The organism is Pseudomonas sp. CLCA07 (genome assembly GCF_053615335.1).
In genome coordinates this window covers 215,374-242,184 of the sequence record NZ_CM132131.1, presented here as the reverse complement: position 1 = coordinate 242,184, position 26,811 = coordinate 215,374, and the positions used below count along the sequence as shown (strand labels likewise).

Annotated in this window: 32 protein-coding genes and 1 pseudogene; 17 read left to right on the top strand and 16 right to left on the bottom strand. The window is 57.3% G+C overall.

What is annotated here, in order from left to right:
• Positions 1 to 213 precede the first annotated feature (213 nt).
• Positions 214 to 621, top strand: a complete 408-nt coding sequence (locus ACWGZX_RS01150; RefSeq protein ID WP_452626940.1) for a hypothetical protein — start codon at positions 214 to 216, stop codon at positions 619 to 621.
• Positions 622 to 1,087: 466 nt separating this feature from the next.
• Here the strand turns inward: ACWGZX_RS01150 and ACWGZX_RS01145 are convergent, their stop codons facing one another.
• Entirely contained in the window at positions 1,088 to 1,783 is a 696-nt protein-coding gene (locus tag ACWGZX_RS01145) for a winged helix-turn-helix transcriptional regulator (RefSeq protein WP_452626939.1), read from the bottom strand.
• A gap of 104 nt (positions 1,784 to 1,887) precedes the next feature.
• On the opposite strand from ACWGZX_RS01145, the gene ACWGZX_RS01140 reads away from it, so the two are divergent.
• On the top strand, positions 1,888 to 2,829 hold the full coding sequence (locus ACWGZX_RS01140) for a carbon-nitrogen hydrolase family protein (protein ID WP_452626938.1): 942 nt from the start codon (positions 1,888 to 1,890) through the stop codon (positions 2,827 to 2,829).
• A 71-nt stretch (positions 2,830 to 2,900) separates the two neighbouring features.
• A complete protein-coding gene (locus tag ACWGZX_RS01135; protein WP_223511201.1) occupies positions 2,901 to 3,335 on the top strand; it encodes a GFA family protein in 435 nt (144 codons plus the stop codon).
• Between the two features lie 73 nt (positions 3,336 to 3,408).
• On the opposite strand, the gene ACWGZX_RS01130 is transcribed toward ACWGZX_RS01135, so the two are convergent.
• The 3 genes from ACWGZX_RS01130 to ACWGZX_RS01120 all read right to left on the bottom strand — a co-directional run bounded on the left by ACWGZX_RS01130 (position 3,409) and on the right by ACWGZX_RS01120 (position 6,654).
• On the bottom strand, positions 3,409 to 4,530 hold the full coding sequence (locus tag ACWGZX_RS01130; protein WP_452626937.1) for a DmpA family aminopeptidase: 1,122 nt from the start codon (positions 4,528 to 4,530) through the stop codon (positions 3,409 to 3,411).
• A gap of 81 nt (positions 4,531 to 4,611) precedes the next feature.
• Positions 4,612 to 5,721, bottom strand: coding sequence for a polyamine ABC transporter substrate-binding protein (locus ACWGZX_RS01125; protein WP_452626936.1), 1,110 nt, complete (start codon positions 5,719 to 5,721; stop codon positions 4,612 to 4,614).
• A 117-nt stretch (positions 5,722 to 5,838) separates the two neighbouring features.
• A complete protein-coding gene (locus ACWGZX_RS01120; RefSeq protein ID WP_452626935.1) occupies positions 5,839 to 6,654 on the bottom strand; it encodes a carbon-nitrogen hydrolase family protein in 816 nt (271 codons plus the stop codon).
• Between the two features lie 15 nt (positions 6,655 to 6,669).
• Here ACWGZX_RS01120 and ACWGZX_RS01115 point away from each other — a divergent pair, with 15 nt between their 5' ends.
• The 7 genes from ACWGZX_RS01115 (at position 6,670) to ACWGZX_RS01085 (ending at position 11,874) form a co-directional block, all read left to right on the top strand.
• On the top strand, positions 6,670 to 6,768 hold the full coding sequence (locus ACWGZX_RS01115; protein ID WP_452626934.1) for a protease modulator HflK N-terminal domain-containing protein: 99 nt from the start codon (positions 6,670 to 6,672) through the stop codon (positions 6,766 to 6,768).
• A gap of 18 nt (positions 6,769 to 6,786) precedes the next feature.
• On the top strand, positions 6,787 to 7,572 hold the full coding sequence (locus ACWGZX_RS01110; protein ID WP_452626933.1) for a response regulator transcription factor: 786 nt from the start codon (positions 6,787 to 6,789) through the stop codon (positions 7,570 to 7,572).
• 118 nt (positions 7,573 to 7,690) lie between these two features.
• Positions 7,691 to 7,873, top strand: a complete 183-nt coding sequence (locus tag ACWGZX_RS01105) for a hypothetical protein (RefSeq protein WP_452626932.1) — start codon at positions 7,691 to 7,693, stop codon at positions 7,871 to 7,873.
• A 543-nt stretch (positions 7,874 to 8,416) separates the two neighbouring features.
• The gene (locus ACWGZX_RS01100; protein WP_452626931.1) at positions 8,417 to 8,779 is read left to right on the top strand and encodes a DUF6124 family protein; all 363 of its coding nucleotides are present in this window, start codon (positions 8,417 to 8,419) and stop codon (positions 8,777 to 8,779) included.
• Positions 8,780 to 9,104: 325 nt separating this feature from the next.
• Positions 9,105 to 9,911, top strand: coding sequence for a glycosyltransferase family 2 protein (locus ACWGZX_RS01095; protein WP_452628942.1), 807 nt, complete (start codon positions 9,105 to 9,107; stop codon positions 9,909 to 9,911).
• 84 nt (positions 9,912 to 9,995) lie between these two features.
• Positions 9,996 to 10,799 carry a 2OG-Fe(II) oxygenase gene (locus ACWGZX_RS01090; RefSeq protein ID WP_223511193.1) on the top strand — a complete coding sequence of 268 codons (804 nt, stop codon included), beginning with the start codon at positions 9,996 to 9,998 and terminating at the stop codon, positions 10,797 to 10,799.
• A gap of 145 nt (positions 10,800 to 10,944) precedes the next feature.
• Positions 10,945 to 11,874 (top strand): alkaline phosphatase family protein, encoded by a 930-nt coding sequence (locus tag ACWGZX_RS01085; RefSeq protein ID WP_452626930.1) that lies wholly within the window; start codon positions 10,945 to 10,947, stop codon positions 11,872 to 11,874.
• A gap of 97 nt (positions 11,875 to 11,971) precedes the next feature.
• Here the strand turns inward: ACWGZX_RS01085 and ACWGZX_RS01080 are convergent.
• Positions 11,972 to 13,074: pseudogene (locus ACWGZX_RS01080) on the bottom strand (DNA alkylation repair protein).
• 25 nt (positions 13,075 to 13,099) lie between these two features.
• The gene (locus ACWGZX_RS01075) at positions 13,100 to 13,711 is read right to left on the bottom strand and encodes a glutathione S-transferase (protein WP_452626929.1); all 612 of its coding nucleotides are present in this window, start codon (positions 13,709 to 13,711) and stop codon (positions 13,100 to 13,102) included.
• Positions 13,712 to 14,074: 363 nt separating this feature from the next.
• On the opposite strand from ACWGZX_RS01075, the gene ACWGZX_RS01070 reads away from it, so the two are divergent.
• The 3 genes from ACWGZX_RS01070 (at position 14,075) to ACWGZX_RS01060 (ending at position 16,607) form a co-directional block, all read left to right on the top strand.
• Positions 14,075 to 14,479 carry a TraR/DksA family transcriptional regulator gene (locus ACWGZX_RS01070; protein ID WP_007907888.1) on the top strand — a complete coding sequence of 135 codons (405 nt, stop codon included), beginning with the start codon at positions 14,075 to 14,077 and terminating at the stop codon, positions 14,477 to 14,479.
• A 199-nt stretch (positions 14,480 to 14,678) separates the two neighbouring features.
• On the top strand, positions 14,679 to 16,283 hold the full coding sequence (locus ACWGZX_RS01065; protein ID WP_452626928.1) for a methyl-accepting chemotaxis protein: 1,605 nt from the start codon (positions 14,679 to 14,681) through the stop codon (positions 16,281 to 16,283).
• A gap of 120 nt (positions 16,284 to 16,403) precedes the next feature.
• Complete coding sequence (locus tag ACWGZX_RS01060) at positions 16,404 to 16,607, top strand: hypothetical protein (RefSeq protein WP_452626927.1); 204 nt, start codon at positions 16,404 to 16,406, stop codon at positions 16,605 to 16,607.
• A 9-nt stretch (positions 16,608 to 16,616) separates the two neighbouring features.
• Here the strand turns inward: ACWGZX_RS01060 and ACWGZX_RS01055 are convergent, their stop codons facing one another.
• The 4 genes from ACWGZX_RS01055 to ACWGZX_RS01040 form a co-directional block, all read right to left on the bottom strand.
• Entirely contained in the window at positions 16,617 to 16,856 is a 240-nt protein-coding gene (locus ACWGZX_RS01055) for a DUF2789 domain-containing protein (protein WP_452626926.1), read from the bottom strand.
• Between the two features lie 130 nt (positions 16,857 to 16,986).
• Positions 16,987 to 17,217, bottom strand: coding sequence for a hypothetical protein (locus ACWGZX_RS01050; protein WP_223511271.1), 231 nt, complete (start codon positions 17,215 to 17,217; stop codon positions 16,987 to 16,989).
• A 157-nt stretch (positions 17,218 to 17,374) separates the two neighbouring features.
• On the bottom strand, positions 17,375 to 17,623 hold the full coding sequence (locus ACWGZX_RS01045) for a hypothetical protein (protein WP_452626925.1): 249 nt from the start codon (positions 17,621 to 17,623) through the stop codon (positions 17,375 to 17,377).
• Positions 17,624 to 17,796: 173 nt separating this feature from the next.
• Positions 17,797 to 18,060: a hypothetical protein gene (locus ACWGZX_RS01040; RefSeq protein ID WP_452629100.1), complete on the bottom strand. Its 264-nt coding sequence runs from the start codon at positions 18,058 to 18,060 to the stop codon at positions 17,797 to 17,799.
• Here ACWGZX_RS01040 and ACWGZX_RS01035 point away from each other — a divergent pair.
• The 4 genes from ACWGZX_RS01035 to ACWGZX_RS01020 all read left to right on the top strand — a co-directional run bounded on the left by ACWGZX_RS01035 (position 18,034) and on the right by ACWGZX_RS01020 (position 20,364).
• Positions 18,034 to 18,504, top strand: a complete 471-nt coding sequence (locus ACWGZX_RS01035) for a hypothetical protein (RefSeq protein ID WP_452626924.1) — start codon at positions 18,034 to 18,036, stop codon at positions 18,502 to 18,504. The genes ACWGZX_RS01040 and ACWGZX_RS01035 overlap by 27 nt on opposite strands.
• On the top strand, positions 18,504 to 18,707 hold the full coding sequence (locus ACWGZX_RS01030) for a hypothetical protein (RefSeq protein WP_452626923.1): 204 nt from the start codon (positions 18,504 to 18,506) through the stop codon (positions 18,705 to 18,707). The genes ACWGZX_RS01035 and ACWGZX_RS01030 overlap by 1 nt, the downstream gene beginning before the upstream one ends.
• Before the next feature lie 117 nt (positions 18,708 to 18,824).
• Entirely contained in the window at positions 18,825 to 19,841 is a 1,017-nt protein-coding gene (locus ACWGZX_RS01025; protein WP_452626922.1) for an ABC transporter substrate-binding protein, read from the top strand.
• An 85-nt stretch (positions 19,842 to 19,926) separates the two neighbouring features.
• Entirely contained in the window at positions 19,927 to 20,364 is a 438-nt protein-coding gene (locus ACWGZX_RS01020; protein ID WP_452626921.1) for a DUF3995 domain-containing protein, read from the top strand.
• A gap of 155 nt (positions 20,365 to 20,519) precedes the next feature.
• Here ACWGZX_RS01020 and ACWGZX_RS01015 read toward each other — a convergent pair whose 3' ends face one another.
• From ACWGZX_RS01015 to ACWGZX_RS00990, 6 genes are read right to left on the bottom strand one after another with little or no spacing between them, the layout of a single operon-like run.
• Positions 20,520 to 20,882, bottom strand: coding sequence for a Na+/H+ antiporter subunit G (locus tag ACWGZX_RS01015; protein WP_452626920.1), 363 nt, complete (start codon positions 20,880 to 20,882; stop codon positions 20,520 to 20,522).
• Complete coding sequence (locus ACWGZX_RS01010) at positions 20,879 to 21,157, bottom strand: K+/H+ antiporter subunit F (RefSeq protein ID WP_007944718.1); 279 nt, start codon at positions 21,155 to 21,157, stop codon at positions 20,879 to 20,881. The genes ACWGZX_RS01015 and ACWGZX_RS01010 overlap by 4 nt, the downstream gene beginning before the upstream one ends.
• Positions 21,154 to 21,642: a Na+/H+ antiporter subunit E gene (locus ACWGZX_RS01005; protein ID WP_452626919.1), complete on the bottom strand. Its 489-nt coding sequence runs from the start codon at positions 21,640 to 21,642 to the stop codon at positions 21,154 to 21,156. Before ACWGZX_RS01005 ends, ACWGZX_RS01010 begins: the two co-directional genes overlap by 4 nt.
• Positions 21,639 to 23,324: a monovalent cation/H+ antiporter subunit D gene (locus ACWGZX_RS01000; RefSeq protein WP_452626918.1), complete on the bottom strand. Its 1,686-nt coding sequence runs from the start codon at positions 23,322 to 23,324 to the stop codon at positions 21,639 to 21,641. Before ACWGZX_RS01000 ends, ACWGZX_RS01005 begins: the two co-directional genes overlap by 4 nt.
• Entirely contained in the window at positions 23,321 to 23,665 is a 345-nt protein-coding gene (locus ACWGZX_RS00995; RefSeq protein WP_007944721.1) for a Na+/H+ antiporter subunit C, read from the bottom strand. The genes ACWGZX_RS01000 and ACWGZX_RS00995 overlap by 4 nt, the downstream gene beginning before the upstream one ends.
• Positions 23,665 to 26,583 (bottom strand): monovalent cation/H+ antiporter subunit A, encoded by a 2,919-nt coding sequence (locus ACWGZX_RS00990; RefSeq protein ID WP_452626917.1) that lies wholly within the window; start codon positions 26,581 to 26,583, stop codon positions 23,665 to 23,667. Before ACWGZX_RS00990 ends, ACWGZX_RS00995 begins: the two co-directional genes overlap by 1 nt.
• Positions 26,584 to 26,811 lie beyond the last annotated feature (228 nt).

The window sequence follows — 26,811 nt, the reverse complement described above, 5'->3', positions numbered from 1 at the left end:
TCTCGTGTCTCTCAGGACCGCTCCAGACCAGCAAAAGAAAAAGGGGGCGGATTAATTTTTTTGAATAATAAATCCGTCCCTTTTTTTGCTCTTTTTTTGCCTTACGACCATTGGTCGCATTCACTGAACACAGGTAGCAAAAGATCAGAAATCCGCTATTACGTTAGTAGCTGTCACTTCATTCATTGCAAATCGTCACAGGAACGTCCCACGATGCGAAATCAACTTAAGCATTCGAGACTTCGTTTTTGTTTTTTATTTAGTGTTATCTCAATGGGGTTGACCGCTTGCGCCAGCGATGAAAGCATTATTACACCTACTAAAGAAGTTACTCGACCACCTATCGATGACAGCGAGACTTCGTCTGTGCGTGTAACGACTAGTTGGATACGACATTCGCTTAGCCAAACTGACTGCCTGAAGCACGCCAGAACAGCTCTTACAAAAGCGAGATACTTTGTTGAAGCAGGAGAAAGAACAGTTTATGGGTTGCGTGAAGGTATGACTTTTTCAATTCGCTGCGACTACGAAGGCGTTGCTTTTTTAGCAGTGGCTTATCGCCAAAGACCAAGTACTCAAATCCAGGATCGGATCTTGAATGAAATCACCAGGCTATTTTAAGGACTACAGGCTAGAGGTATAGGGGCACGTCCACAGCGAGATCAATGTCGGTCCTCTTTTATGAGGCAAAGACTTGGACTTAGCCCTCCCGGACGGTACTCAGGAATACATCCTCGAGGAACAAGCGGAATTGCTCGGATAGTAGGAGTTTATTATTTTTTCGAACGTTGAATACATAAACGCACTAATGATCTGTTTTGTTGTTTTTTGTCACCCTGTTTGGGGTGTGCATTTCTGATATTTTCATAGCAATTAAAAACAACAATACAATGCGCCTAAAGTTCCTTGCGTCATTTCCAGATCGGTTGAATCCACCGTCGATGCCCCCTTTACAACAGACAGAAATCGGCCAGAAACAATGGGATGGACTCCTCCTCACCGAGGCGTCTTGAGTGCCAGACTGAAGGTGCGAGCCGCAGCAATCGGCTGTGGATTCAACCGGTCGAACGCTTACGTTTCTCGATGGCTATTGCAAAGGCTGGATTGCAGCGCTCCGGGTACTGGCGAACGCACTCGTGCCAAGCCAGCGCCACAAGTTTTCTGCATCCTGCACTGCGCCGTCCACGCGCAGCTCTCGCGACTGAAGAACCTCCCTGGGTGTGCGGTCGCCAGACCACACCTCGGTCAACGCGCGCACGCTAGAGTCCACGATGAGTGTGAGTTCGCGTCCGGGGTCGTCGCGGCACAGATCTGCCACACCCTGTTCGACCACCAGCCACCACTCTTGCTCGCCGGACCGAGCGTCGTGGAACCTGAAGTGGATGACCACCGGCCGGGACGGGAACATCTCGACGCGTACAAACCGGCGCACGTCCCACATCAGCAGGCCCGCGTCGAGTTCGTTATCGCGAAGACGACTGCCTATCCAGCGTGCGCCCCAATGCCCTAACGCCATGATGATGGGGCGCAAATCCTCGCCTGCCTCGGTCAGGCTGTATTCCCAGACTTTGCCTGCGGCTGTGCGATGTACAACACCGATCTCTTCCAGGTGGCGCAGCCGCTGTGCCAGCAAGCTGGTGGACATCCGGGGTACGCCGCGGTGCAGTTCATTGAAGCGCTTACTGCCGCACAGCAGCTCGCGCACCACTAAAGGCGTCCAGCGCTCGCACAGTGCTTCAGCACCGCGCGCGACCGTGCAGAACTGACCGTAGCTTTCATCCATCGCCTGTACTCCGCAACTACAACGCTTCAGATTCTGAACTAGCCCCGTGACTTCGCCACGCGCACGCTGAAGCCCTCGATAGCCCACCGCCACAGGAGAACGTCATGATCAAGATAGCCATCATTCAGCGCCCGCCAGTGCTGCTCGATCGTAGCGCGACGATCGCCCGAGCCGTGCAATCGGTCGCTGAGGCTGCGGCGGCGGGAGCCTCGTTGATTGTTTTACCCGAATCGTACATTCCAGGTTACCCGTCGTGGATCTGGCGGCTGGCGGCGGGAAAAGACGGGGCTGTTATGGGCCAATTGCACGCGCAGCTGCTGGCCAACGCCGTTGATATCGCGAACGGTGACCTGAGCCAATTGTGCGAGGCCGCCAGTGCTCACGCCGTGACGATCGTATGCGGTATCAATGAATGCGAGCGGCGTAGTGGAGGCGGCACGCTCTACAACAGCGTAGTCGTTATCGGTACGAACGGTGAAGTGCTCAACCGACACCGCAAGCTGATGCCAACGAATCCCGAGCGCATGGTGCATGGCTTCGGTGATGCGTCCGGGTTGCGCACGGTCGATACACCCGTCGGCCGCGTGGGTACGCTCATCTGCTGGGAAAACTACATGCCATTGGCGCGCTATTCACTGTATGCCCAGGGGGTGGAAATCTACGTCGCCCCCACGTACGACACTGGCGAGGGCTGGATCAGCACGATGCGTCACATTGCACTCGAAGGCCGATGCTGGGTGCTCGGCAGTGGCACCTCGCTGCGCGGCAGCGACATTCCCGATGACTTCCCGTCTCGTGCGCAACTGTTTCCCGATCCTGACGAATGGATCAACGATGGCGACTCGGTGGTGGTCAATCCTCAAGGCCGGATCGTGGCCGGTCCATTACACCGAGAGGCAGGCATTCTGTATGCGGACATCGACGTCTCACTCGTGGCGCAAGCGAGGAGGGCGCTTGACGTCACCGGGCACTATGCGCGCCCAGACATTTTCGAACTGCAAGTTCGACGCACGCCGGCGACAGCGGTGCGCTACATTGACGGGTGAATCCACGCAGCGCTCAAGCGATCCATCCCAACGCCGGCGGTATGCGTAACAACTGGTCAAGGAGTCATTCCATGAGCATTGAAAGGTCTTACAAAGGCAGTTGTTTTTGCGGCGCAGTCGAGTTCACCGTCAGCGGTGAGCCGGCCGCAATGGGCTATTGCCATTGCGAGTCGTGTCGGCATTGGTCAGCAGGGCCGGTCAATGCCTTCACGCTGTGGAAACCCGATGCGGTGCAAATAACTCGGGGCGCTGAGAACATTGGCACCTACAACAAGACACCGCAGAGTTATCGCAAATGGTGCAAGCATTGTGGCGGGCACCTCTTCACCGAACATCCAGGGATGGGGCTCATCGACGTGTATGCCGCTGTCATCCCGGACCTCACGTTTTCGCCAGGCGTTCACGTCCACTATCAGGAGACCCTGCTGCGCATCAAAGATGGATTGCCCAAGCTGAAGGATGTCCCCAAGGAATTAGGGGGATCGGGCGTCAGCATGGACGAATAGCGCTAGCACGCTCTCACTGATCGAGGTGGCATGAACGCGAAACAAACACACCACCTCAACCCCGCTGGATCAGTTAGCCATTCGCCGCTCCCGGCCAGCCGGCCTGATGCAAGGCTTTGAGCAGCGTCTCGCAATCCAGGCCCGGCACGGCATGGCCGTTGCCTTCGGCGGTGTCGGCGGCCAGCAAGGCATTGATGATGGCTTCTTCCACCGCTTCGGTGGCGGCCAGGAACAACTCGCTGATGTGGTCGTTGTTGACCATGCTCAGGTTGTCGGTAGTCGGCGCGCGCTTACTCTCATAAGCGGCCGGCGGCACCTGATTACCGGTGGAGAAGGCGATGAAGATGTCACCGCTGTGGTCTTCATTACCACCACCGGTGCGGGCGAGGCCGAGGCTGGCACGTTGCGCCAGGCGCGTACATTGATGCGGCAGCAACGGCGCATCGGTGGCCAGGCAAACGACGATCGAGCCCATACCCGGGTGCGGCAGCGAAGCCTTGAGGAACGGCGAGTCGGCCTGTTCCATGTAGCGTCCGACCGGGTAGCCGTCGACGCGCAGTTCGTTACGAATGCCGTGGTTGGCCTGGACGATGGCGCCAACGGTCCAGCCGCCCTGAGCACTGCTCAGACGCCGTGATGCGGTGCCGATGCCGCCCTTGAATTCATGACAGATCATGCCACTACCGCCCCCGACGGAGCCTTCCGTTACCGGCCCGCTCTTGGCCGAACGCAGGGCCTCGGCCACATGCTCAATCTTCACATGGAAGCCGTTGATGTCGTTGAGCAAGCCGTCGAAGGTCTCCAGCACCACCGGCATGTTCCAGTAAAGTCGCCCGTCATCCGGCTGTTGTTCACGGTCCAGCACAACCAGCGCATCGCGCACCACACCCAGGCTGTGGGTGTTGGTGAAGGCGATGGGACTGGTCAACAGACCCGCCTCGCGAATCCACTCCAAACCTGTGGCGTCGCCGTTGCCGTTCAACACATGGACGCCAGCAAAGCACGGTTGCTGGCTGGTGGAGCCGGCACGCGGTTCGATAACAGTGACACCGGTCAAGATGTCGCGGCCGTTGGCGGTGCGTCCTCGAACATTGCTGTGGCCGACCCGTACGCCGGGCACATCGGTGATGGCATTGAGGGGGCCGGGTTGCAGTTGGCCGAACTGAATGTTCAGGTCACGGGCACGTGGTTTCATCGTCATTTTCTTGATTTCTCTTTTGTTTGATTTGTTTCATGACGGGGCTTGGCCAGTCATCAGCAGAGCCGCGTCTGCCTATCAAGCGCCGGTCTTGACCGTGTTCCACGCGCGGGTGCGCACGCGCTCCATCTTCAGCGGGAGTGGTTCAAGCGGAAATAGCGTGTCCAAGACTTGTTTGGACGGATACACACCAGGGTTGTCGCGGATTTTCTGCTCGACGAGCGCGGTGGCATCCTTGTTGGCGTTCGGATAGCTCAGGTAGTTGGATGATTCAGCGATGACTTCGGGGCGCAGCATGTAGTTGATGAAGGCTAACCCTTGCTCCGGGTTCGGCGCATCGTTGAGCTGCACCAGACTCTCCACCCACACCGGGGCACCTTCGCGAGGAATGCTGTAGACAAGGTTGCGATGGTTGCCGGCCAGCTCAGAGGCCTTTTGCGCATCGGCGACACCACCCGCCCAGCCCAGCACGACGCAGATGTTGCCATTGGCTAGATCAGAGATGAACTTGGAAGAATCGAAGTAGACGATATGGGGGCGCAGTTTCAGCAGCAGTTCCTGGGCTTTTTTGTAATCCTCCGGGTTCTGGCTGTTGTAAGGCAGTCCCAGGTAGTGCAACGCGATGGGAATGACCTCGCTAGGAGCGTCGAGCATGGCCACACCGCATTGACTCAGCTTGGCCAGATTTTCTTCCTTGAAAATCAGGTCCCAGGAATTAACTGGCGCATCTGGGCCGAGTATCGATTTAACCTTGTCCGCGTCATAGCCGATGCCAGTGGTACCCCACAGATAAGGGGCCGCATAGCTGTTTCCGGGATCGTTGCTCTGCAACTTGGCGAGGATTTCGGGGTCGAGGTGGGACCAGTTGGGCAACTTTGAACGATCCAGTTTTTTCAGCACACCCGCTTTGATCAGGTTCGGTAGCAGGTCGCCACTGGCAACCACTACGTCATAGCCGCTGCGGCCAGCCATCAGTTTGCTTTGCATGACGTCGCTGTTGTCGAACACATCGTACACAGCGCTGATGCCCGCTTCTTTCTGGAAGTCTTTCATCGTGTTCGGGGCAATGTAGTCATACCAGTTGTAGACGTGCACGCTGGATTTGGCAGGCTCGTCGGCCTTGGCGCAGGCCAGGCCGAAACTGAAAAGCGTGACCAGGACGAATGGCATGTAGCGAGTCGATTTCATTGGGATGCTCCAGAGCATTAGCGCCGGGTCCAAAGACACGAGCACTGCTCCTGCTAGTGTGTGAATTGTTGTTGTGGCAGGGTCAAAATCGAATCAAGTCGGAACAATCGCTGTGGTTCAGGGAATCAATAGTTCACGGCGACCATCACCGTGCTCAATTTGCTCACCGTTCAGGAGCAGGCGGCGGTCACGGAGGTAGTCGTAGTCGAGGCGGGCAGTGCGCAGCAGGTCAAGATTCAGCTCTACCACCTGACGGCACTCTTCGCGGCCCGCTTCGAATAGCGTGCGTCCGAAGGGATCGATCGCTGCACTTCCACCGGCAAAAACCAGGCCTTCATCGCCGTCGCCGACTCGATTCACCATCACCGCGAATGCCTGGTTTTCCTGAGCGCGAGCCATGATCGCGGTACGGTGGACAGGGCCGTAGGGATCCATGTTGCCGTTAGTGACCAGGATTAGCTCGGCGCCGAGTTGGCCGAGGGCTCGCGCACTTTCCGGCAACTCAATGTCGTAGCAAATCAGGATGCCGACACGGACTCCCTTCCAGAGCGCAGTGGCATAGCGGTCCCCCGGCTGGAACAGGCCGCGTTCCGACGGCCAAAGGTGAGTCTTGCGATAGTGCAAGGCGATCCCTTGTGGCGTTATCAGCAGGGAGGTGTTGTAGAAGATGCCGCAGTCGTTCTCAGCCATGCCAACCACCACCGCAACGTTCCGTTCGCGTACGGCGCGCTGCACGGCCTGCACACTCGGCCCGTTCAGGGGCTCGGCGACTTCCGCGAGCTGTTGCGCGCTGGCGAATCCCATCAATTGGGTCTCTGGAAATATCAGCAGATCGGTATCCACTGCGCAGGTAGCGATGGCCTGCAAGGTACGCTCTAGGTTATAAGCGGTATCGCCATCGCGACCGGTAAGTTGTACGAGTTCAATCTTCATCGGTGATCCTTTCACGTGTTGTGGGCTCGCAATCGCCAAACTAAACAGCACCCGCCAGGGCTGGATGAAGTATGGAGAGCCGTAAAACGGAAAGTAATCACATCGATGGGGTAACCCCGTATGGGTAGAGTCGTGAGCATTACATTGCAGGATATCGCCTGGCACCAGGCGATTGGCAGGCTGATAGAGGGACTTGACCGGCCTGGTTTCTGGCTGGCCCTGGTGCGCCTGCTGGATAGATACATACCGGTGGACAGTTGGGTCGTTCTGGTTTTCAGCAATGGCCGGCCGCAGGTGCTCGCAGAATGCCCAGGCAAAGAGGGTGGGCCAGACCCGCTCTTTCAGGATTACCTCAAAGGCCTGTATCTGCTCGATCCCTTTTACCTGGCCAACCGGGAAGCACCGCAGAACGGTTTGTTTTGGCTAGCCGACGTGGCGCCGGAGTGCTTCGAGCAGACCGACTACTACCAACGCTACTTCCGCCTCAATATCGTTGCCGACGAAGTCCATATCAACGTCCAGCTCGACGCAGAACGCACCCTCAGCCTGTCACTGGGAAGTGAGGCCCGTTTCAATCCAGAGCAGATCGCCTTGCTCACACTCATTCAGCCGTGGGTCGCCGCCCTGATGCGTCAGCGCATGGCATTCGAGCGGGAGGTGCTGGAGCAGAACGCGTTGCCGACGCCAAGCTGGCAGAGCTGGCTGGACACTACTGACAAGCAGCTGGATACGCCGCTCTCCGCCCGCGAACTGGAAGTCGGCCGGCTAATGCTCAGCGGCTGCTCGAATAAGGAGATCGCGCGCAAGCTGGCGATTTCCGCCGAGACTGTGAAGGTCCACCGCAAGCACATGTACAGCAAACTGGGGATTAAATCTCAGTCCGAGCTGTTCTCACTGTTTCTGAACGCGCAGAGCTGAAGTCGTCGTTTCATGATGGCGTCAGCTCCCAAGACGAATCGGCTTCGTCGCAGCCTGACAGCGATGGTCATCAATCCACGGCTAATCTTCATCACCTACTAGAAACATCGGAGGCATCATGAACTTCATTCTCTGGGTCATTCTTGGCACCAACGGCTCACAGCCCGCTACAGCGATCGATCATGCCGAGTACAAAAATATGGAGGCATGTCAGCACGCAGCCAATCAGATCAAGGAATCACTCGGAGGGGTCCAGTTCCAGATTCACACCCTCTGCACGCCCACGGAAAAGACAAAATAAAGCGCGATTATCAGGCGTCCTTGGCATTTGCGATCCACTTGCAACATGGGTCTGGAATAGCGGGGCGGATGTACTTAATGGTCAATTAGTGCCTGCTGCGAGCCGGTTCGCTCGCTCCCACACGGATTTCGTTTGACTGACTCAGCCAGAGATTTGCCTCTACTTTGCTGGCGCTTAAACAACAATAATCTTGCCTGTTTAAACGAAGCCTCCTGTTACCACCTAAAGGCTACAACGCCTTGCGTCATCGCCTACGGGTAAGACAGAATCCGCCGGCTTGTGCGTCCAGGGCACGGGTTCTATCGTGGCTGGGTCACTGAAAAACAGTGATCGGGTTTGGTAGCCCGGTTTATGCCTAGATGCATGGCGTCACCTTGCAAAGTCGTTTTTTAAGACTTTGCTTTTATGGTGGTCATGCGTGGGGCCCACTTGTGGGCGCCGGGTTCTAGTGCGACCGGTCTACCAACCTGCGTATGGCCGCCTCCTTTCGTTTGGTAGCGAGGGTGATGGCTCCTTTAAATATTCGTGCTAGAGGTTCCATCCATGATCAAACCAACACCCAATCCACCGGACACCGATCCGGCATCCCCCTACGAATCCCTCGATTCCAAAAAATTCCATGACGCGGCCGAACGCGCCCTCGACCACTACCTCAACCCGGCTGCCCAAATCATGGCCAGTACCAACGAACCCGAACCCATGTTCCTCGCCAATCCTAAGTACAACACCGAATCCCTGCTGGCCAACGCCAGCGAATCTCTGGGGTCGGCTACCACCATGCTCAGCAATTTTGCGGCGCTACTGGATAACTCACATCGCAAGACCCTGCTGGGGATTACGCAAGTGGTCATGTTGGGGGAATTGGCGGTGAATCAGGCGTTGGACCACGTTGAACTGAAGGAGTAAGCACGACCCTCTGTGGTGCAGGGCTAGCTCCTCGCCACAGAGGGAGATGTAGTACGCCGCCCCAAGAAGCTCGCCTGACCAGCCTTCCGATGTAACAAATTAACTCACGGATATTTACCTGCAGAGTGGATCCTTATAAGATGAAATTCGCATTTGCTCCTCTCCATCAGGCTTTGAGTTAGCTATGGCTATTCAGTGTATGAAAAAGCGACTTAACAGATCAGGTTTTATAATCATGCGAAATCATACGCGAATATATAAGCGACAACTGGATGCAAGTTCAATTATTTCTACATCTAAATATAATACCTTGAGTACCTAAATGATGAGCAGTGCTAACTTGTCGGCTGATAGCTCTAATGCCTTTAGCATAGTTATAGTAAATTACAAGACACCAGAAATCACCAAGATATGTTTAGACTTATTGCACCAGCATCTGGGTAGCAGTGTCCCAGTATGGGTGGTTGATAATTATTCTGCTGATGAAAGCACTGAGTATTTGAGATCGCTTGACTGGATTAATTTAATCGAACGTTCTATTTCTGAGCCGGAGGCAGGCCATATCGCGCATGGCAAAGCACTTGACCTGGTTTTGGAACGAGTTGAAACTGATTATTTGTTTCTCATGCATACTGATACATTTGTTTTCGATAAAAACGTTTTCCCGATGATGCTGAATAAATGCATTAAAAATCAAAAAACCGTAGCCGTCGGTTGTGTAGAGCAATTAAATCGTGGAGCCACGAGAACTTTTTGGCGCTTTAGTTCGCGACTGTTCAAACACCATTTCAGGCGCCTGAAAATCTCTGTGGGATTACGCTCCAGAGAACCAAAGCCATACAGGGAAGTGTACTTGAAGAGTTTCTGTACATTGTGGAACAGCAAACTTATCAAGCAGCACGGCCTGCATTTTTCGATGGACGATCGTGTTCCTGGTTATACCCTCCAAGACCGCATGACCGAGCTTGGCTATGCCGTTGAAATGTTATCGCCGCGTAAAATTTTCAGCTATCTGGATCATATTCAGTCGGGTACTGTCGCAGCGGCTGGGGGCTACGAAACGACGCACAGACGAACAAAAATGTACAATAATATCCTTAAGCGATTGAACAAGGACAACAGCAAAGCATAAGTTAAGCAGGCGTGCACGAGCAGTGCGTTTGGCTCTATTTTCAGTCATCCCACAGGTTTTTTGTATTAAGTTATTGGAGCGGTAATGGCACCCATCACTCAAACACTCCCTATCACCCTCTCCTCGGGGCTTGATTTCGACCAGGACGCCGCCAGCGCCTTTGGTCATTCATTGGCCAGCCACTATATTCAGGCTACGCCATTTCCGCACATCGTTATCGATAACTTCTTGCACGAAGACCTGATTGCAAGTATATGCTCGCACTTTCCAGTCGAGCCAACCAACAATGAAATGATCTACGAGCGCGGCTATAAAGGTCAACTAAAGCGTCAAATCAGTCCCAATGAATGCCCCCCTTTTCTCAAGACTGTTTTTAACGCTTTTAACTCGGCGCCCATGTTGCAGTTTCTTGAAAAGCTCACAGGCATCGAAGGTTTGATACCCGACCCCTACTTTAGCGGTGGCGGGCTGCATGAAACGAAGAGTGGTGGTTTCCTTGGGGTGCATTCGGACTTCAGGCTCAACAAAAAGCTTAATGTTGAGCGTAGGCTGAATGTCATCATTTATCTGAATGAAAACTGGCAAGAGGAATACGGCGGTAACCTAGAACTTTGGGATATCGGTATGAAGACCTGCCTTAAAAAAGTTCTGCCCATTTACAATCGCTGCGTCATCTTCAATACAGACAAAGACAGCAATCATGGGCACCCAGAGCCTTTAACGACTCCAGAGCACATCACGCGCAGGTCTATAGCGCTTTATTACTACACCGCAGGAACCATGGCGATCGATCCCGCACAAAGAAACAAGACCCACTACAAGCCAAGGCCCAAAGATCGTTTAAGCCTCAAGTACTACATAAGTAAACTAATCAGGAAGAAAAACTAAGCTGCGAAACGCCCGCTGAACGATTTAGCCAATCTGCTGCATCGGCCGGTTGAATCCACCGTCGATTTCGGTCTGTCGTGGCGGCCGGAAACGATGGTCATCAATCCAGGGCTAGACTCCATCGCCAACTAGAAGCGTCGCAGGCATGATGAATTTATTCTCTGGGGCATTCTTGGCACTAACGGCAAATCTCACTCCGCGCTCGGGGCTCAAGTTGCTGGTAGCGCTGTGTGCGATGAGCCTGCTTGGCTGTTCACCTGGCGACGAGGTAGGGCAATGCAAAGCTGCGCCGCAAGTGCCCGACCGGCAGGTCGTCATCATCGGTATCGACGGCCTGCGTGCCGACGCCGTTAGCCCGGCACTGACCCCCTTTCTGTTCCAGTTGGCTGAATCTCAGGGGTTGGCTTGGGGGAGAGTCGATGTCAGCAACGGCCGCACGCAACAGACTTATTCCGCACCTGGCTGGATCAGTGTGCTGACCTCTAGCTGGGCAAGCGCACATGGCATTGTTGATAACAGCAGCAAAGGTCCAATCAAAGTTCAAACCGTGTTTGAGCGCCTTCAGAGCCGCAAGGCCGATAGTCGCAGCGTTCTCATTACCTCCTGGCGGCCGCTGTACGACTTGGTCGAGGGGCGTTTGCGGGCTTTGCCCGAGATACGCCATGCGGCGTTTTTGCGTGACGACGATGCAGCGATCGAACATGAAGTGCTGACCACCTGGCGAGCATGCCAACCCGATCTGGCTTTCATTCATCTCGATGCTGTAGACCAAGCGGGCCATAACAGTTCTTTTGACCCGTCTGATCCGGGCTACGCTGCCGCCGTGCGAGTAACAGATTCCCGCATTCAGCGCCTGTGGGTGAATGCATTCGCGTCACCATCCGCCCAGGGTGAAATGCCTCAGCGTTTGGTCGTATTTGCCAGTGATCACGGTGGCACCGGCAATGGCCACGGCCGCTATTCAGAAGCCGAGCGCTGGGCGCCGCTACTGGTAATATCGCCGTCTGGACATCCCGCAGTGAACATCAGAAACCTGGTTGATATTGGTCAGGCTTCGCTGGACTTCATTCAGTGAGGGTTGACCAACGTCGGTTTCGACCGAGATCAACTCAGTCAATAGCCAAGCAGGCCCGCATCGTTAATTAGCGCGCTTCGTTTGTAGCCGCTGCCGGTTAGGCGAGGATTTCAAATGAGGTGCTGGCCAGGCGTTCGCCGTTCACCAGAATGTGCACGGCATGCAAACCCACATAGTGCTTGCGGGTGGTGAGTTCCTTGATCTGCTGACCACGACTGACCTGTTCAGTCGCCTTGCCAGGCAACGTCAATGCCTTGAGCTTGAACACCTTCGCCGACGTGCTGCCATTGGCTTTGACGTAATCAATCGCATAGTCGATCACCAGCCGCTGACTATCCGCCACCGTGGATTTCACAACAAACGACAGCGTGATTTTCTCCCCCAGACGAGTCACCGCCGGTTCGACCTTCACCCCAACAATCTCGACCTCGGCCTTGCCGCTGGCTCCAATAATCGCCAACGCTCGCTGATTGCCCTGCTTGATCAAACTGCGCAACGCATGCTTGGCAATCCACGCGGTGTGCTTGTTATCCAGCGACCATCCTTCGATCAGGTCCAGCACCCAGTCGGGATGATCCTTATGATGTCGTTGAGGTGATTGGCCACGGACTTGCGAACGTAAAGGCTTTCATCCGCCTTGAGGTTGTCGAGAATCGCCGCTGCCAGGGTCGGATCGGCCTGTACCTGCTCCAGTCGAAACGACCACGGCAAACGCGGCCGACAGCCTTCGCTGGCCAGACGCCGGACGTGTTCATTTTCATCCCGCGACCACTGCTGCATCAGCGCCAATGAGCGCTCCAAATCGCTACGCAGAAAATACCGGACCGCAAACTCCGCAGAACCAAACGCGGTGAAGTACTTGAGCGCGTCCATCGACTGCTCGAAATCATGGGCGCCATACAGCGCCACGTAATGCGGCAGCGAGATGCTGACGAAGCCGCTGTTAAGTCGAGGGGCGAGGGCGCGCAACACCTCAATGGATTCGTCATAGCCCAGCGGCAGAACCGCGTGCAAAGATTCGCTGACCCGGGCCATGCGCTGCATGATCGACAATTCGGCGAGGCCGTCGTTGGCCCTCTTCAGAAAGGCTTTGGCGTTGAACTCGGGGTAGACCGCCGTCATTTCGGTCGCGATGTGCTTGAAGCGCTCGGCGTTGAAGATTTCCTTCAGCGCCGGGGTGGGCTGTTCGGCGGCGGTCATGGGTGAGTCCAATTGAGTGGGCGGTTCAGGTTATCGGGGTACAGATGAATGCCTCAAGTGTTTCCGCTTGGGCGGTGAATTCGGCAATTCGCGGGAAGCGCTCAGCGTCGACCTGATCCGGCACTACCAAATTGGTGAAGCTCCATGCGACCGCCAGCGTAATCCCGTCCTGCGCAATCAAGGCGCCGTTGGCTAATGGATGCTTTTCCAATTCGCGTTCAAGTGATGAATAGGCGGCCGCCAATTGACCTTCGACGCGTTCTACCCACGGCTGGAATTGAATCTCGGCCGGGCGCAGGCTGCGTTCGTAATAAAGTTGCACTGACTTCTCGCACGCCGCCAGCGCCAGCCCGGTCACGCGCAAGGCGCGCAGCCGTTGCTTAAGGTCGCCGGGCATCAGGCTTTTGTCGGGACCGGCGAGGGCTTCCAGATAATCGATGATCAGCGTTGAATCGATCAGCACTTCGCCATCATCCAACACCAGCGTCGGCGCCTTGACCACCGGGTTGATCTGCTGGAACTGCTCGAAGTGCCTAAACACCGACACCGATTGGTGCTCCAGGTCGATGCCCAAGTGTTTGGCGCAAATGGCCACACGCCGTACATAAGGCGAATCCAGCATGCCGATCAGCTTCATTAATACATTCCTTCAGAGGACCATTGCGGGACGGACAACCTTAGTTCAGATTGCGCGACCTGCAACAAGCGGGGGCTTGTGTGGCCGTTTGTCTTCTATATACCGCCGTTCGATTGAATTTCTTGCTATAAACGCACTCCGATAACGGCGGCAACGGTTGCCATAGAGCACTTTGCACATCTTTTCGGACAAATTCGCTGACTTTTCAGTTGCTGGGGCCTCAAGTCGGCCTTAGACTGCCGCCCCTCGTAAATTGAGTGCCGGGTGGCGCTTGGAATAAATGGCGCCTTTCCGACGGCCGACCGAGGTCCGCCGGAACGCTCCCTAATTCGCCTTAATGCACGTTTTTTTATAGAGATATCAATGACAAAGGACAAGTTGCTGGCCATGCCGGCGGATGACTACATGAATGCTGAACAGCATGCTTTTTTCTCCGAGCTGCTGCAGAACATGAAAGTCGAAACCCATGAGCGCATCGAACAAAACCGCATCGCCATCGAGAGCCTGGACACCCCGGCCGATCCGGCAGACGCGGCTTCTGTTGAAGAAGAGCGCACCTGGCTGGTGAATGCGATCGATCGCGACCAGCGCATGCTGCCTCAGTTGGAACAGGCTCTGGAACGCATCAAAGAAGACAGCTTCGGCTGGTGCGACGACAGCGGCGAGGCCATTGGCCTGAAACGCCTGCTGATCAGCCCGACCACCAAGTACTGCATCGAAGCTCAAGAGCGTCACGAACAGATCGACAAGCACCAGCGTCAGGCCTGATTTCGTAGCGCCCCGCATCGCGGGCGAGCCTCACTCCAAAAGGAGCAAGGCTGGCCCGCGATGCTTTTTTTCGTCTGTAAAAACCCTCGCGCACCTCTGTTGATTAGCTGCAATACCCACGACTAATGGACCATAGATAATGGCCTTGTAGTGGCGTTCAATGCGCAGACAATAATCAGAAAGGCGTGGGGTGACGAAAATGACGAGAGACGGATCTCTGGCGGCGGCAGCGCCTGCGCCAGTGCAATTGCCGAAAAACCGTTGGCTGACGCCGACCCTGCAAAGTGTCGCATTGATGCTTTTGTTGTGCGGCATGGCGCTGGGTGGCTGGTCGCTTTACCTTGGCTTGCCCTTGGCTGTGTTAATTGTCTGGCTGCCGCGTCTGCGCTCCCGCGCTACGCCGGAAGACACCTGCGCGGACATCTCCAGCACCATCACCGCGTTGACCCGCGACCTTTCCTACACCACCAGCCATAACGCGCTATCCGCAGCGGGCGTGGCCTTTTCGGTCAAGCAACTGGCAGACAAACTGCAATCGCAACTCAGCGCGGCAGCGCAAATTGTCCGCAATGCCGAAGTGATGATTGCGACCGAACAAGCCACCTCCAAACTCAGCCGCGAAGCCCTCGGTGCCGCCAGTGAGGCTCATCAAAGCGGCGTTGCAGGGCGCAAGGAGCTGATGGAGTCCATCGCCCGAATGCATCAACTCAGTCAGCGCGCCAGCAACAGTCGCGAGTTGATCGAGGCCCTGAGCCTGCGCAGTGACGATATCCAGCGGGTGACGCTGGTGATCCAGTCCATCGCCAGCCAGACCAACTTGCTGGCGTTGAACGCCGCTATCGAAGCCGCGCGGGCCGGTGAACACGGTCGCGGCTTCGCGGTGGTGGCCGATGAAGTGCGGGGCCTGGCGGCGCGAACTGCGGCGGCGACCGGTGAGGTCGGCGAGATGGTTGCCGATATCCAACAACGCACCGCTCAGGTCGTCGAGCAGATCCGTCAACTCTCCAGCGACCTCGACAGCGGTGTCGAGCAAGTCGAGCACACCGGTCAGCACCTGGAAAACATCGCGCGACTGGCCGCAGGTGTCGAACGCCAGGTCGGGGATATCGCCCGCGGCGCGGATACCAATCGCGAACAACTCGACAGCCTGTTCCATGCCATTGAACAGATGCGCAGCGATCTTGCAGTCAGTGATCAACAGACCCAGCGTCTGGCCCAGGCCGCTGTGCAAATGGAAGGTCAGGCCGAATCCATCAGTGAACGCCTGGCCGAAGTCGGACTGGATGACTATCACCAACGGATTTATGACTTGGCCCGCGAGGGCGCGAGCCAGATTGCCGCGCGTTTCGAAGCGGATATCGACCAGGGCCGTGTCAGCCTTGATGACCTGTTTGACCGAAATTACCAGACGATCCCCAATACCAGCCCGTCCAGGTTTCAGACCCGCTTCGACCGCTACACCGATCAAGTCCTGCCGGCGATTCAGGAGCCGTTGTTACCGCGTCATGAAGGCCTGGTGTTTGCCATCGCCTGCACACAGCAGGGCTATGTGCCAACCCATAACAAGGCCTTTAGCCTGCCGCTAACCGGCGACACGCAGGTCGATACACTGCAAAACCGAACCAAACGTAAATTTGCTGACCGCACGGGTATCCGTTGTGGCAGCCATCAACAACCCGTGTTGTTGCAGACATACACCCGCGACACGGGTGAACTGATGCACGACCTCTCGGTGCCGATCATCCTCAAGGGACGGCATTGGGGTGGTTTGCGGTTGGGTTACAAGCCACAGAGTCCTCGCTAGAGACGGGCCATTGTTACGATTCTAGCAACGAAGCTGTGCAGGCTCGTTGCTGTTTCCTCGCGGATTAACTCATTAACATGTCGATATGGTTAGGTTGCTAATGAAATTCGAGAGGCCAGCATGCAAAGCAAAGTTAATGTCGCGGTGATGATTGGCAGTGGCGTACCCGCCAGTTTGCGCGCGATGGGGCAGAGCGTCTGTTGGGTTGTACTGCTCAACGGCGAGCGCCGGGGGACGGCGTTTGCCAGTCGCAATGAGGCCGAAGCGTGCAGGACTGCCTGGTTGGCGCAATTGAACGCCGATTCACCAGGCAGCCTGCATTGAGTGTGTGGGTTAGTGAACCTGGTGCAAGCGCAGGTTCAGGTCGTCGACCACTCGTGCCCAATCGGCGTCTTCACGTAACTGTTCTTTCAGGAAACCGGCCTGCTGCGGGCTCCAGAACTCCGCATCGATCAGTTTTTTGTTGTCGGCCAAGGGGGAATGGCTGGCAATAAAATCATCGATGGCTTTCTGGCTGGAGTCCAGGCCCAGTTGGTCGAACAAGCCTTTCAAGTCGTGTGTGGGTGAATCCATGTTCATCTCCTGGTGGTTCGCGTCGAGTGCGAGATCTGAAGGGCGACTTCATTGCATCTGAGGAGGTCGCGCTTCAGGAGTTCGATGGATGTTCCAAAGCAGGAGTGAGCATAGACGGCAATTTCGATGATCAGGCTTTCAGTGCGCCTGCATCGACTGCGGCTTTCAGGGCTTTGGCCGATTCCTGAGCGGCAATGGCGGCAACATCCGCCGTTTTGAACCAGCGATCTTTCTCGACCTGGTGATACGTCTCTGTGGTCAATTTCGGTTTGGCGCGCATGACAATCACTGCCTGGAATTCGCCGTCGATCTCTCTGGCTTCGCCCCGGATAATAAATTCGCCAATATCAAATTCCGTCACGTAGCAGCCTTCCCTTGGAAATATTTTGTTGTTTTGAGCGCCGTCCGACGTGGGAACGGGTTTCATGGGGCGGGCAGTATGGCAGTAGTTGCCCGCCGACGGCTGAGATAAGTCGGCGGTGTGACGAAACGTCTGTTGGATTGAGTTCAGCGGCGCCTCATTCGCGTGACTCAAGTGAGCGGGCAAGTGCACAGGCTTCGTTGTGGTCGCCGCGGAAACCTCTGACGCGGCCTGTGGCGGCTTCCTTGATATGGAAGAACGCGTTACCGGCCAAAACCACCTGAAACCTTGGCCAGGCGGGGTCTTCGGGGTGCAGTCGAGGTTGGTCGAACACCCCCTTAGGCCATGACGAGGCGTTGTGGGTATAAGGCGCCTGGGCGGTTGCAAAATGAGTCATAGTGCACATATGAAGTCCTTTTCATTGTTTTGCCGACGTATGTACGTCGTTTTGGCTAGTCTCTGTCAGCATCGCTGCTCTAGAATTGCCATCACCGGTTGGCGAATGGAGTACATCTAAAGCAATTTTTTGCGGGCGATATGTCAGAAAAGTGCTTTTCTTCAAGCGTTTTTTCCTTAAAGTTAGTCATCCTGTTTCCTCTGGCAGTAAGAAGGGTATTTTCCTTCAACCTCTGACGACGTTGAGGGAAGACGGCGCGAGTGATATTCCAGTACGCTCACGGACCTCGCGATGCACGAGCCCTCTGCCTGGATCAGGATTTCAACCCGGATTTTTTGCAAGACCATCGGTATGGCCGCTTTTTTCTGCTGTGCGCTTTTCCTGCGTGCGGTATCAATTTCAGATGTGGGGATGTTTCCTTGGCAGTAAGTAATCTCGATATGCATGCTTTGTTCGTGCTGGGTGATTTGCGCGCAAAGTTGGTTAAACAGTTTCAATCTCGTTTCGTCTACATCACCGAACAGAGCGCCGAAGGCATTTACATTGCCGAGATCGACACCGAAGAAGCGCTGGTGGTGGACGACAAGCCGGGGCTCAAACTCAAGGTCGGCGATCATTTCAGCGCCTCTGTTCTGCCGAGTCGCGAAGGTGGCAAGCTGGACATCAAGTTCCGCGAAATCAAACTGACCGTATATGGGTTGGGCGATTACGCGTTTGTCACCACCGCCGATGGTCAGGCGATTGTGTTCAAGGAAGGCCATAGCGTGGTGACGGTGTTCGCCGCCCACCAACAGTTGCAGGAAGGCCTGACCAAAACCCTGAAAGCCGTTACCGCCAAGGCCGCCAAGTGGCGCAAGGGCGAACTGGTGACCTTCAAGGCCAGCGAGTAATGACCCTGACCCGCGCCGATTTCCACGAACAGAACCAGGCCAGTGCACACACTGAAGCGCGGCGGCTGTTCGAGCAGAAGGCTGTTCTGCAGGGAGCCTGGCTGAATTGGGTGGCATCACAGATCTATACGCTACGCCCGGCGGCGTACGCCAGCATGGTCAGAAGAGAGCTGTCACGCTTGCAGGACGCTGGCGAAAATTAATTCCCACCCCTCGAAATCAGGATCCTCTACTACAGTCAATTGACTGAATATTTTGAGGCTTGCGGTCCTTTATCAGGCCATCCTGCTATTGCTGTGAACAGCACGAGGTGCAAAAGCATGAAAGGAATTCGACGGTTGCTGGCGGCGTCACTGGCCTGTTTCGGGTTGTTGACCTCAGCCGTTCCGGTATACGCGGCCCAGGCCCCGATCCACTTTGCCGACCTGAATTGGGAAAGCGGCAGTCTGATCACGGATATCCTGCGGATCATTGTCGAGAAGGGTTACGGGCTGCCAACCGATACTTTGCCGGGAACCACGATTACCCTGGAAACCGCATTGGCCAACAATGACATTCAGGTCATTGGTGAGGAATGGGCCGGACGCAGCCCGGTCTGGGTCAAGGCTGAGGCCGAAGGCAAGGTCGCGAGCCTGGGCGATACGGTCAAGGGCGCGACCGAAGGCTGGTGGGTCCCGGAATATGTGATCAAGGGCGACCCGGCCAAAGGCATCAAGCCACTGGCGCCGGGGCTGCGCAGTGTCAGCGACCTGCCCAAATACAAAGACGTGTTCAAGGACCCGGAAACCCCGGGCAAGGGGCGCTTCCTCAACAGCCCGATCGGCTGGACGTCGGAAGTGGTTAACAAGCAAAAACTCACCGCCTATGGCCTGAACGACAGCTATGTGAATTTTCGCAGCGGTTCCGGAGCCGCGCTGGACGCAGAAATAACGTCGTCGATTCATCGGGGTAAGCCGGTTCTGTTCTATTACTGGTCACCGACGCCCTTACTCGGGCGCTTCAAGCTGATTCAGCTGGAAGAGCCACCCTTCGACGCCGAAGCCTGGAAAACCCTGACCGACTCCGACAATCCTGATCCCAAGCCGACGCGTTCTCTGCCCTCGAAGCTGTCCATCGGTGTGTCCACGCCGTTCCAAAAACAGTACCCGCAAATTACCGAGTTTTTCAGCAAGGTCGATTTGCCGATCGGTCCACTGAACAAGGCCCTCGCCGAGATGAGCGAAAAGCACACCCCGCCACGCCAGGCGGCGGAAGCGTTCATGAAGACGCATCCGGAAATCTGGCAGGCGTGGGTGCCAAAGGAGGTGGCTGATAAGGTTTCCGCCGAATTGAAGTAACCCGGTGGCTCACATGATTGTTTTTTTCCGAGTATCGCTGTCACCGCCCGGAGCACATTCGCTCCCACTGGATGGATGCCCGAAGATGAATCTGATGGTCGCACAATGGATGGCTTCAATTTTTCTGATGATCAGCCTGGTCCACGTGTATTGGGCATCGGGCGGCAAGTGGGGCAGCGAGGCGGCGGTGCCGCGAGTGCCTGGGGAGGGCGGCGCGCAATCAAGGCCGGCGTTCAAGCCGTCGGGTTGGGTGACGTTGCTGGTGGCGGTGGGGTTGCTGATGATCGCCATGCTGGTGTGTTTTCGAGTCGGGCTGTGTCTGCCTGTGGTGCATGATCGGTGGCTGCAATGGGTGATCAGTACCATTGCGATTCTGATGTTCGCCCGGGCGATTGGCGATTCGAACCTGGTGGGGTTCTTCAAAGAGGTCAAGGATTCGACGTTTGCCCGGCTCGATACTTGGGTGTATTCGCCGTTGTGTGTGGTGTTGGGGGCCGGGTTGCTGGCAGTTGCCTGGATTTGAGCTGGTGCTGAAATAGCTTTCGTCGGAACGCCGCCCGGAGCCGGCTCGCTCCCACAGTAAATCTTCAGCGGACACAAAATTTGTGGATCATCCAGATCCTGTGGGAGCGAGCCTGCTCGCGAAGAGGCCAGTCCAGTCAACAAAGATTTCCGGACTTAACTCCCGCTCTCACTCCGCCGACTGCTCACCTCAGCCGGCACATCATCCCCGGCCATTCGCTTGCGAAACAGCGCCGCCCGAGCCAGCAGCAAGGTGGTCACCGGCACGGTGATCGCCAGCAGAATCGGAATCAGCCAGGCATGTAGCACCAGCCCCGACTTGAGCGCCGAAAAGTAAATGATCGACGCCAGCGCCACGCACCACGCGCCCAGCGTCGAGGCCAGTGCCGGCGGGTGCATGCGCTGGAAGTAATCCTTCATCCGCACCAGGCCAATGGCGCCGATCAGCGCAAACAGACTGCTGAGCAGTAGCAGAATCGCTACTGGAATCTCAACCCACAGCGACAGTTCGCCATTCATTCGATCACCTCGCCACGCAGCAGGAATTTCGCCAGGGCAAACGAGCCGACGAAACCGAACAGGGCGATTAACAGCGCCGCCTCGAAATAGGTGTCACTGGCATAGCGAATGCCCAGCGTCAGCATCATCAGCATCGCGATGATGTACAGGTAATCCAGCGCCAGTACCCGATCCTGGGCCGATGGCCCTTTGAACAGACGGATCAGGGTCAGGATCATCGCCACGGAAAACAGAAACAGGCTCAGCAGGATTGCGTTCGACAGCAATGCGCTCATTCGAAGATCTCCATCAAGGGGCGCTCATAGGTCGCCTTGAAGTGCTGGATGAACAGCGCTTCGTCATCCAGATCGAACACATGCAGCAACAGGATGCTGCGGTCCAGCGCCAGCTCCGACCAGACGGTGCCAGGGACCACGGTGCAGATTGCCGACAGCGCGGCGAGGCCGTTGGCATCGCGCAGGTCCAGCGGCACTTTGATGAAACGTGAGCGCGGCGGCCGGCGACTGGCATTGAGCACGCCCCAGGCCACGGCGAGGTTGGACACCACCACGTCTCGGCCGACCACCAAGAGCAAACGCAGGATTACCCCTGGGCGACGAATACGAATCGGCAGCGGTCGCAACCTGCGCATCATCAACGGTGCGCAGAAACCCAACAGGGCGCCAAGCAACAGGTTGCCCGGGCTCATTGACTGGTTCAGCACCAGCCACAATAGAAAGAGCGCCAGCGACAACCAGGGAGAAGGAAACAGGCGTTTCATGGTTGCACCTCCGCCATCGCCGCTTTGGCTTCCGGGCTTGGCACCGGGCGAGTGCCAAGCACGGCCATCACGTATTGCTGCGGATTGTTCAACGCGTCTGCGGCGGCCTGGGTGTAGCGCAGCAGCGGTTCGGCCTTGAACGTCAGCGCTATGCTCAGCCCAAGCAGCACAAAGATCGGCACGCACTCAAAGCGACGCAGCAACGGCGATGGACGTTCTTGCGGGGTCCAGAAACGCTGGATACCCAGGCGCGAGAACGCGATCAGCGAGGCGAGCCCCGACAGAATCAGCAGTGCCAGCAATCCCCACGCCGCGTTCGACACCGGTTCGCCTACACCATTGCCCAAGCCTAGCGGGTTGAGGAGGGCGCTGAGCAGGCTGAGTTTGCCGATAAATCCGGAGAGCGGTGGCATGCCGATAATCAACAATGCGCAGGCAATGAAGCTCAAGCCGAGGAAGGCCATGGTCCAGGGAATCACTTGGCCGACCACGGCTTTCTGATCGTCATCGAGATTGGTGCCTTTGGGCGGCTGCACGGATGGCGTCGGACGCGCAATCAAGTCGGCGTCATCGAACAGCGGCATTTCATTGACCGAACGGGAACGCTCGATCAACTCGGCAAGCAGGAACAGCGCGCTTAACGCCAGGGTCGAGCTGACCAGATAGAACAACGCCGCCGCGATCAGGTTCGGTTGAGCGAAGCCGATGGCTGACAACAGAATCCCGGCCGACACCAGAATGCTCAGGCTGGCCATGCGCTCCAGGCGTTGGGCCGCCAGAATCGCCACTGCCGCGCAGACGATCGTCGCCATGCCGCCGTAGATCAGCCAGTCGCCGCCAAAGTATGCGGACGCCCCGGCCTGGCCAGAGAACAGCAGCGTCCACAAACGCAGCAAGGTGTAGACGCCCACTTTGGTCATGATCGCGAACATGGCCGCCACCGGTGCGCTGGCCGAGGAGTAGGCCGGCACCAGCCAGAAGTTCAGTGGCCACATCCCGGCCTTGGCCAGAAACGCCACCGCGAGAATCCCCGCGCCGGCATGCAGCAAGCCGCGATCAGCTTCGGGCACCAGCGGGATTTTCAGCGCCAGGTCGGCCATGTTCAGGGTGCCGGTGACCCCGTAAATCAGTGCCGCGCCAATCAGGAACAGCGACGACGCCAACAGGTTGATCGAGATGTAATGCAGCCCCGCCGACACGCGCGGCCGGCCGGAACCGTGCAGCATCAAACCGTAGGACGCCGCCAGCAGCACTTCGAAAAACACGAACAGGTTGAACAGGTCGGCGGTCAGGAACGCACCGTACAGCCCCATCAATTGAATCTGGAACAGCGCGTGGAAACTGGAACCGGCACCGTCCCAGCGGGCCATGGCAAACAGCAAGGCGCTGACGCCAATGATCCCGGTCAACACCAGCATCAAGGCCGACAGGCGATCGACCACCAGCACCAGGCCGAACGGCACTTGCCAGTTGCCCGGCAGGTACACGCCGATGGAGCCAGGGACGCCGGTGGTTTGTGTCCATTGCAGCAACAACACGGAAATCCCCAGACCGAGCAGGCTGGAGAACAGGTTGATTTTGGCCTTCAGCGGACGGTGTTTCTCGCCGAGCATCAACATGATGGCGGCGGTCAGCAGCGGTAGCAGAATCGGTGCGGCGATCAGGTGCGTCATCGCATTCATTCTTTAGGCTCCCGGCCATCGACATGGTCGGTCCCGGTCAAGCCCCGGGAAGCGAGCAGCACCACCAGAAACAGTGCGGTCATGGCGAAGCTGATCACGATGGCTGTCAGCACCAGGGCCTGCGGCAGTGGATCGGTGTAATGCAACAAGTCCTGCGGCACACCGTCCTTGATGATCGGCTCCCGGCCGATGAACAGGCTGCCCATGCTGAAAATAAACAGATTGACGCCATAGGACAGCAGGCACAGGCCCATCACCACCTGAAAGGTCCGTGGCCGCAGGATCAGCCAGACGCCTGACGCAGCAAGAACGCCGATGGCGATTGCGATGACTTCTTCCATCAGACGGCTCCTTGCGTGGCGACGGGTTTTGGCTGGGCTGCGGTTTTGTGGCCGCGAACCGATTGGTGGGCGAGGGCGGTGAGGATCAACAGCGTCGAACCGACCACCACGGCATACACGCCGATGTCGAAAAACAGTGCGCTGGCGATGTGAATGTCACCCAGCACCGGCAGTGTGAAATGCCAGGTGTGGGTGGTCAGGAACGGATAACCGACCGCCATGGCCCCAAGCCCCGTGACCGTGGCAAATAGCAATCCGGTGCCCATCCAGCGCAGCGGTCGCAGGCTCATTTGCGCCTCGACCCACTGCGTGCCGGCGACCATGTATTGCAGGATGAACGCCACCGACATCACCAGCCCGGCGACAAACCCGCCGCCCGGTTGATTGTGCCCGCGCATGAACAAGTACAACGACACCACCAGTGCAATCGGCAACAACAGGCGCACCAGCACCGCCGGGACCATCATGAAACCCAGTGCGGTGTCGCTGGCGTGGCGCGGGTTGACCAGATCGGTGACCACGTCCGGTGCCAGCAGGCGTTGCTGGGCAGGCAGTTGCAGGCTTTCTTTGGGAGGGCGGAAGCGTCGCAGCAGGGCGAACACGGTCAGGGCCACGGCCACCAACACGGTAATTTCACCGAGGGTATCGAAGCCGCGGAAGTCCACCAGCATCACGTTGACCACGTTGCTGCCGCCGCCTTCGGGCAGGGCACGGCTGAGGTAGAACGAGGAAATGTCGTTGGGCGTCTGGCGTGTCAGCATCGCGTAGGCCAGCAAGGCCATGCCGCCACCGACCACGGTCGACAGCAGCAAGTCGCGGATACGCCGGATGCGCGCCTTGCGCAGGCTGCTTGGCAGTGGCGACACCTCTTCAATCCGTCGTGGCAGCCAGCGCAGGCCCAGCAGGATCAGCACCGTGGTCACCACTTCGACCGCCAGTTGCGTCAACGCCAGGTCAGGCGCGGAAAACCAGACGAAGGTTACGCACGTCATCAGGCCGCAGACGCTGACCATGGTCAGGGCCGCGAGCCGGTGATACTTGGCCTGCCATGCCGCGCCGAGGGCGCAGACAATCGCCAGCAACCACAGGGTCACGAACACGATCGAGCCCGGGATTTTAGGCCGGTCTCCCCAGCTCAGGCTGCTGTGGAGCATCGGGATCAACCCGGCCAACACGGCGACGAGGACCACCAGGAACAATTGGGTTTGCAGGCGATTGGTGCTGATCCGTCGCACCAGACGACGGGCCAGGCGCATCATGATCACCAGGCTGCGCTCGAACAGGCGCTTGCCGCTGAGCCGGCCAATAACCGGTGGATACTTGAAGCGCCCGCGCTTGAGCTGATTGCGCAACAGCAGATAGAGCACGATGCCGCCGGACATCGCGATCAGGCTCATGATCATCGGCGCGTTCAAGCCGTGCCAGATCGCCAGGCTGTATTCCGGCAGAGTTCCGCCCACCACCGGCAGGGCCGCGGCAGCCAATATGGAACCGACCACTTGCGCCGGGAATATCCCGACGACCAGGCAGGTGAACACCAGCAACTCCACCGGCGCACGCATCCAGCGGGGTGGTTCGTGCGGGGTGTGTGGCAGGTCGGTGGCGGTCGGGCCGAAGAACACGTCGACGGTGAAGCGCAACGAATAGGCGACGCTGAAGGTCCCGGCGATGGTTGCGACAATCGGCAGGCTCCACTCGACCCAGGCCGTGGCATTGATGAACACGGTTTCGGCAAAGAACATTTCTTTCGATAGAAAACCGTTGAGTAGCGGCACGCCGGCCATCGAGGCGCTGGCGACCATGGCCAGGGTAGCGGTGAACGGAATCAGCTTGATCAGGCCGCTGAGCTTGCGAATGTCACGGGTGCCGCTTTCGTGGTCGATGATCCCGGCGGCCATGAACAGCGAAGCCTTGAAGGTGGCGTGGTTGAGAATGTGGAACACCGCGGCCACGGCGGCCAGCGGACTGTTCAAGCCCAGCAGCAGGGTGATCAGGCCCAGATGGCTGATGGTCGAGTAGGCCAGCAAACCTTTGAGGTCGTTCTGGAACATCGCGCAGTAAGCACCCAGCAACAGGGTGCAGGCGCCGGCCCCGCTGACGATGTAGAACCATTCTTCGCTGCCGGACAGCGAAGGCCAAAGCCGTGCCAGCAGAAACACCCCGGCCTTGACCATGGTCGCCGAGTGCAGATAGGCCGAGACGGGTGTCGGCGCCGCCATCGCGTGGGGCAACCAGAAGTGGAAAGGGAATTGCGCGCTTTTGCTCAAGGCGCCGATCAGGATCAGGGGTAACAGCAGTGGGTAGAGGGCGTGTGCGCGAATCAGATCGCCAGCGGCCAGGACCTTGTCCAGGTCGTAGCTGCCGACCACATGGCCGAGGAGCATGACCCCCGCCAACAGGCACAAGCCGCCCGCGCCGGTGACCATCAGCGCCATGTAGGCACCGCGTCGTGCGTCGCTGCGGTGGTGCCAGTAACCAATCAGCAGGAACGAGAAGAGGCTTGTCAGTTCCCAAAAAAACACAATCTGGATCAGGTTGCCGGAAATCACCAGCCCGAGCATCGCGCCCATGAACGCCAGGAAAAACGCAAAAAACCGCGGCACCGGATCGTCCGGCGACATGTAGTAGCGTGCGTACAGCGAGACCAGTGTGCCGATGCCCAGCACCAGCATCGAGAACAGCCAGGCGAACCCGTCCAGGCGCAAGACGAAGTTCAGACCGAGGCTTGGCAGCCAGAAGAATTCTTCGCGGATCACGCCGCCATGGGCGATTTGCGGATACAGAAGCGCGACCTGGACCGTGCCGATCAGTGCGATCAGGCCAGCCAGCAGGGGGGCAGTATTACGCGCGTTGTGCGGCAGAACGGCTGCCAGACAGCTGCCGATAAAAGGCAGAAGCAGTAGAACTATCAGGGACATAGGCTTCTAATCTGCGGAAGTTTGTGAAGCATCATACGTGCCACTCCCCAGATCGCCAAACGCCACGCTGTCGCTGAATCCTTCACGGTAGACGCAAAAGCCTTGGCCCGCAGGGTTTCAGAGATCAGTGTTCAGCAGGTCTGGCCCCTTCGCGAGCAAGCCCGCTCCCACAAGGGAAACGCATTCCAACTGTAGGAGCGGGCTTGCTCGCGAAGGCGATCTACCATG

Coding starts and splice junctions, on each gene's coding strand:
- ACWGZX_RS01040 (WP_452629100.1), bottom strand. CDS start 18,060: ATGCATATCGAGATTACTTACTGCCAAGGAAACATCCCCACATCTGAA.
- ACWGZX_RS01070 (WP_007907888.1), top strand. CDS start 14,075: ATGACAAAGGACAAGTTGCTGGCCATGCCGGCGGATGACTACATGAAT.
- ACWGZX_RS01075 (WP_452626929.1), bottom strand. CDS start 13,711: ATGAAGCTGATCGGCATGCTGGATTCGCCTTATGTACGGCGTGTGGCC.
- ACWGZX_RS01135 (WP_223511201.1), top strand. CDS start 2,901: ATGAGCATTGAAAGGTCTTACAAAGGCAGTTGTTTTTGCGGCGCAGTC.
- ACWGZX_RS01015 (WP_452626920.1), bottom strand. CDS start 20,882: ATGAATGGCGAACTGTCGCTGTGGGTTGAGATTCCAGTAGCGATTCTG.
- ACWGZX_RS01020 (WP_452626921.1), top strand. CDS start 19,927: ATGAATCTGATGGTCGCACAATGGATGGCTTCAATTTTTCTGATGATC.
- ACWGZX_RS01010 (WP_007944718.1), bottom strand. CDS start 21,157: ATGAGCGCATTGCTGTCGAACGCAATCCTGCTGAGCCTGTTTCTGTTT.
- ACWGZX_RS01065 (WP_452626928.1), top strand. CDS start 14,679: ATGACGAGAGACGGATCTCTGGCGGCGGCAGCGCCTGCGCCAGTGCAA.
- ACWGZX_RS01005 (WP_452626919.1), bottom strand. CDS start 21,642: ATGAAACGCCTGTTTCCTTCTCCCTGGTTGTCGCTGGCGCTCTTTCTA.
- ACWGZX_RS01150 (WP_452626940.1), top strand. CDS start 214: ATGCGAAATCAACTTAAGCATTCGAGACTTCGTTTTTGTTTTTTATTT.
- ACWGZX_RS01055 (WP_452626926.1), bottom strand. CDS start 16,856: ATGGATTCACCCACACACGACTTGAAAGGCTTGTTCGACCAACTGGGC.
- ACWGZX_RS01085 (WP_452626930.1), top strand. CDS start 10,945: ATGATGAATTTATTCTCTGGGGCATTCTTGGCACTAACGGCAAATCTC.
- ACWGZX_RS01095 (WP_452628942.1), top strand. CDS start 9,105: ATGAGCAGTGCTAACTTGTCGGCTGATAGCTCTAATGCCTTTAGCATA.
- ACWGZX_RS01060 (WP_452626927.1), top strand. CDS start 16,404: ATGCAAAGCAAAGTTAATGTCGCGGTGATGATTGGCAGTGGCGTACCC.
- ACWGZX_RS01000 (WP_452626918.1), bottom strand. CDS start 23,324: ATGAATGCGATGACGCACCTGATCGCCGCACCGATTCTGCTACCGCTG.
- ACWGZX_RS00995 (WP_007944721.1), bottom strand. CDS start 23,665: ATGGAAGAAGTCATCGCAATCGCCATCGGCGTTCTTGCTGCGTCAGGC.
- ACWGZX_RS01130 (WP_452626937.1), bottom strand. CDS start 4,530: ATGAAACCACGTGCCCGTGACCTGAACATTCAGTTCGGCCAACTGCAA.
- ACWGZX_RS01125 (WP_452626936.1), bottom strand. CDS start 5,721: ATGAAATCGACTCGCTACATGCCATTCGTCCTGGTCACGCTTTTCAGT.
- ACWGZX_RS01045 (WP_452626925.1), bottom strand. CDS start 17,623: ATGTGCACTATGACTCATTTTGCAACCGCCCAGGCGCCTTATACCCAC.
- ACWGZX_RS01090 (WP_223511193.1), top strand. CDS start 9,996: ATGGCACCCATCACTCAAACACTCCCTATCACCCTCTCCTCGGGGCTT.
- ACWGZX_RS01025 (WP_452626922.1), top strand. CDS start 18,825: ATGAAAGGAATTCGACGGTTGCTGGCGGCGTCACTGGCCTGTTTCGGG.
- ACWGZX_RS01105 (WP_452626932.1), top strand. CDS start 7,691: ATGAACTTCATTCTCTGGGTCATTCTTGGCACCAACGGCTCACAGCCC.
- ACWGZX_RS00990 (WP_452626917.1), bottom strand. CDS start 26,583: ATGTCCCTGATAGTTCTACTGCTTCTGCCTTTTATCGGCAGCTGTCTG.
- ACWGZX_RS01140 (WP_452626938.1), top strand. CDS start 1,888: ATGATCAAGATAGCCATCATTCAGCGCCCGCCAGTGCTGCTCGATCGT.
- ACWGZX_RS01120 (WP_452626935.1), bottom strand. CDS start 6,654: ATGAAGATTGAACTCGTACAACTTACCGGTCGCGATGGCGATACCGCT.
- ACWGZX_RS01100 (WP_452626931.1), top strand. CDS start 8,417: ATGATCAAACCAACACCCAATCCACCGGACACCGATCCGGCATCCCCC.
- ACWGZX_RS01145 (WP_452626939.1), bottom strand. CDS start 1,783: ATGGATGAAAGCTACGGTCAGTTCTGCACGGTCGCGCGCGGTGCTGAA.
- ACWGZX_RS01030 (WP_452626923.1), top strand. CDS start 18,504: ATGACCCTGACCCGCGCCGATTTCCACGAACAGAACCAGGCCAGTGCA.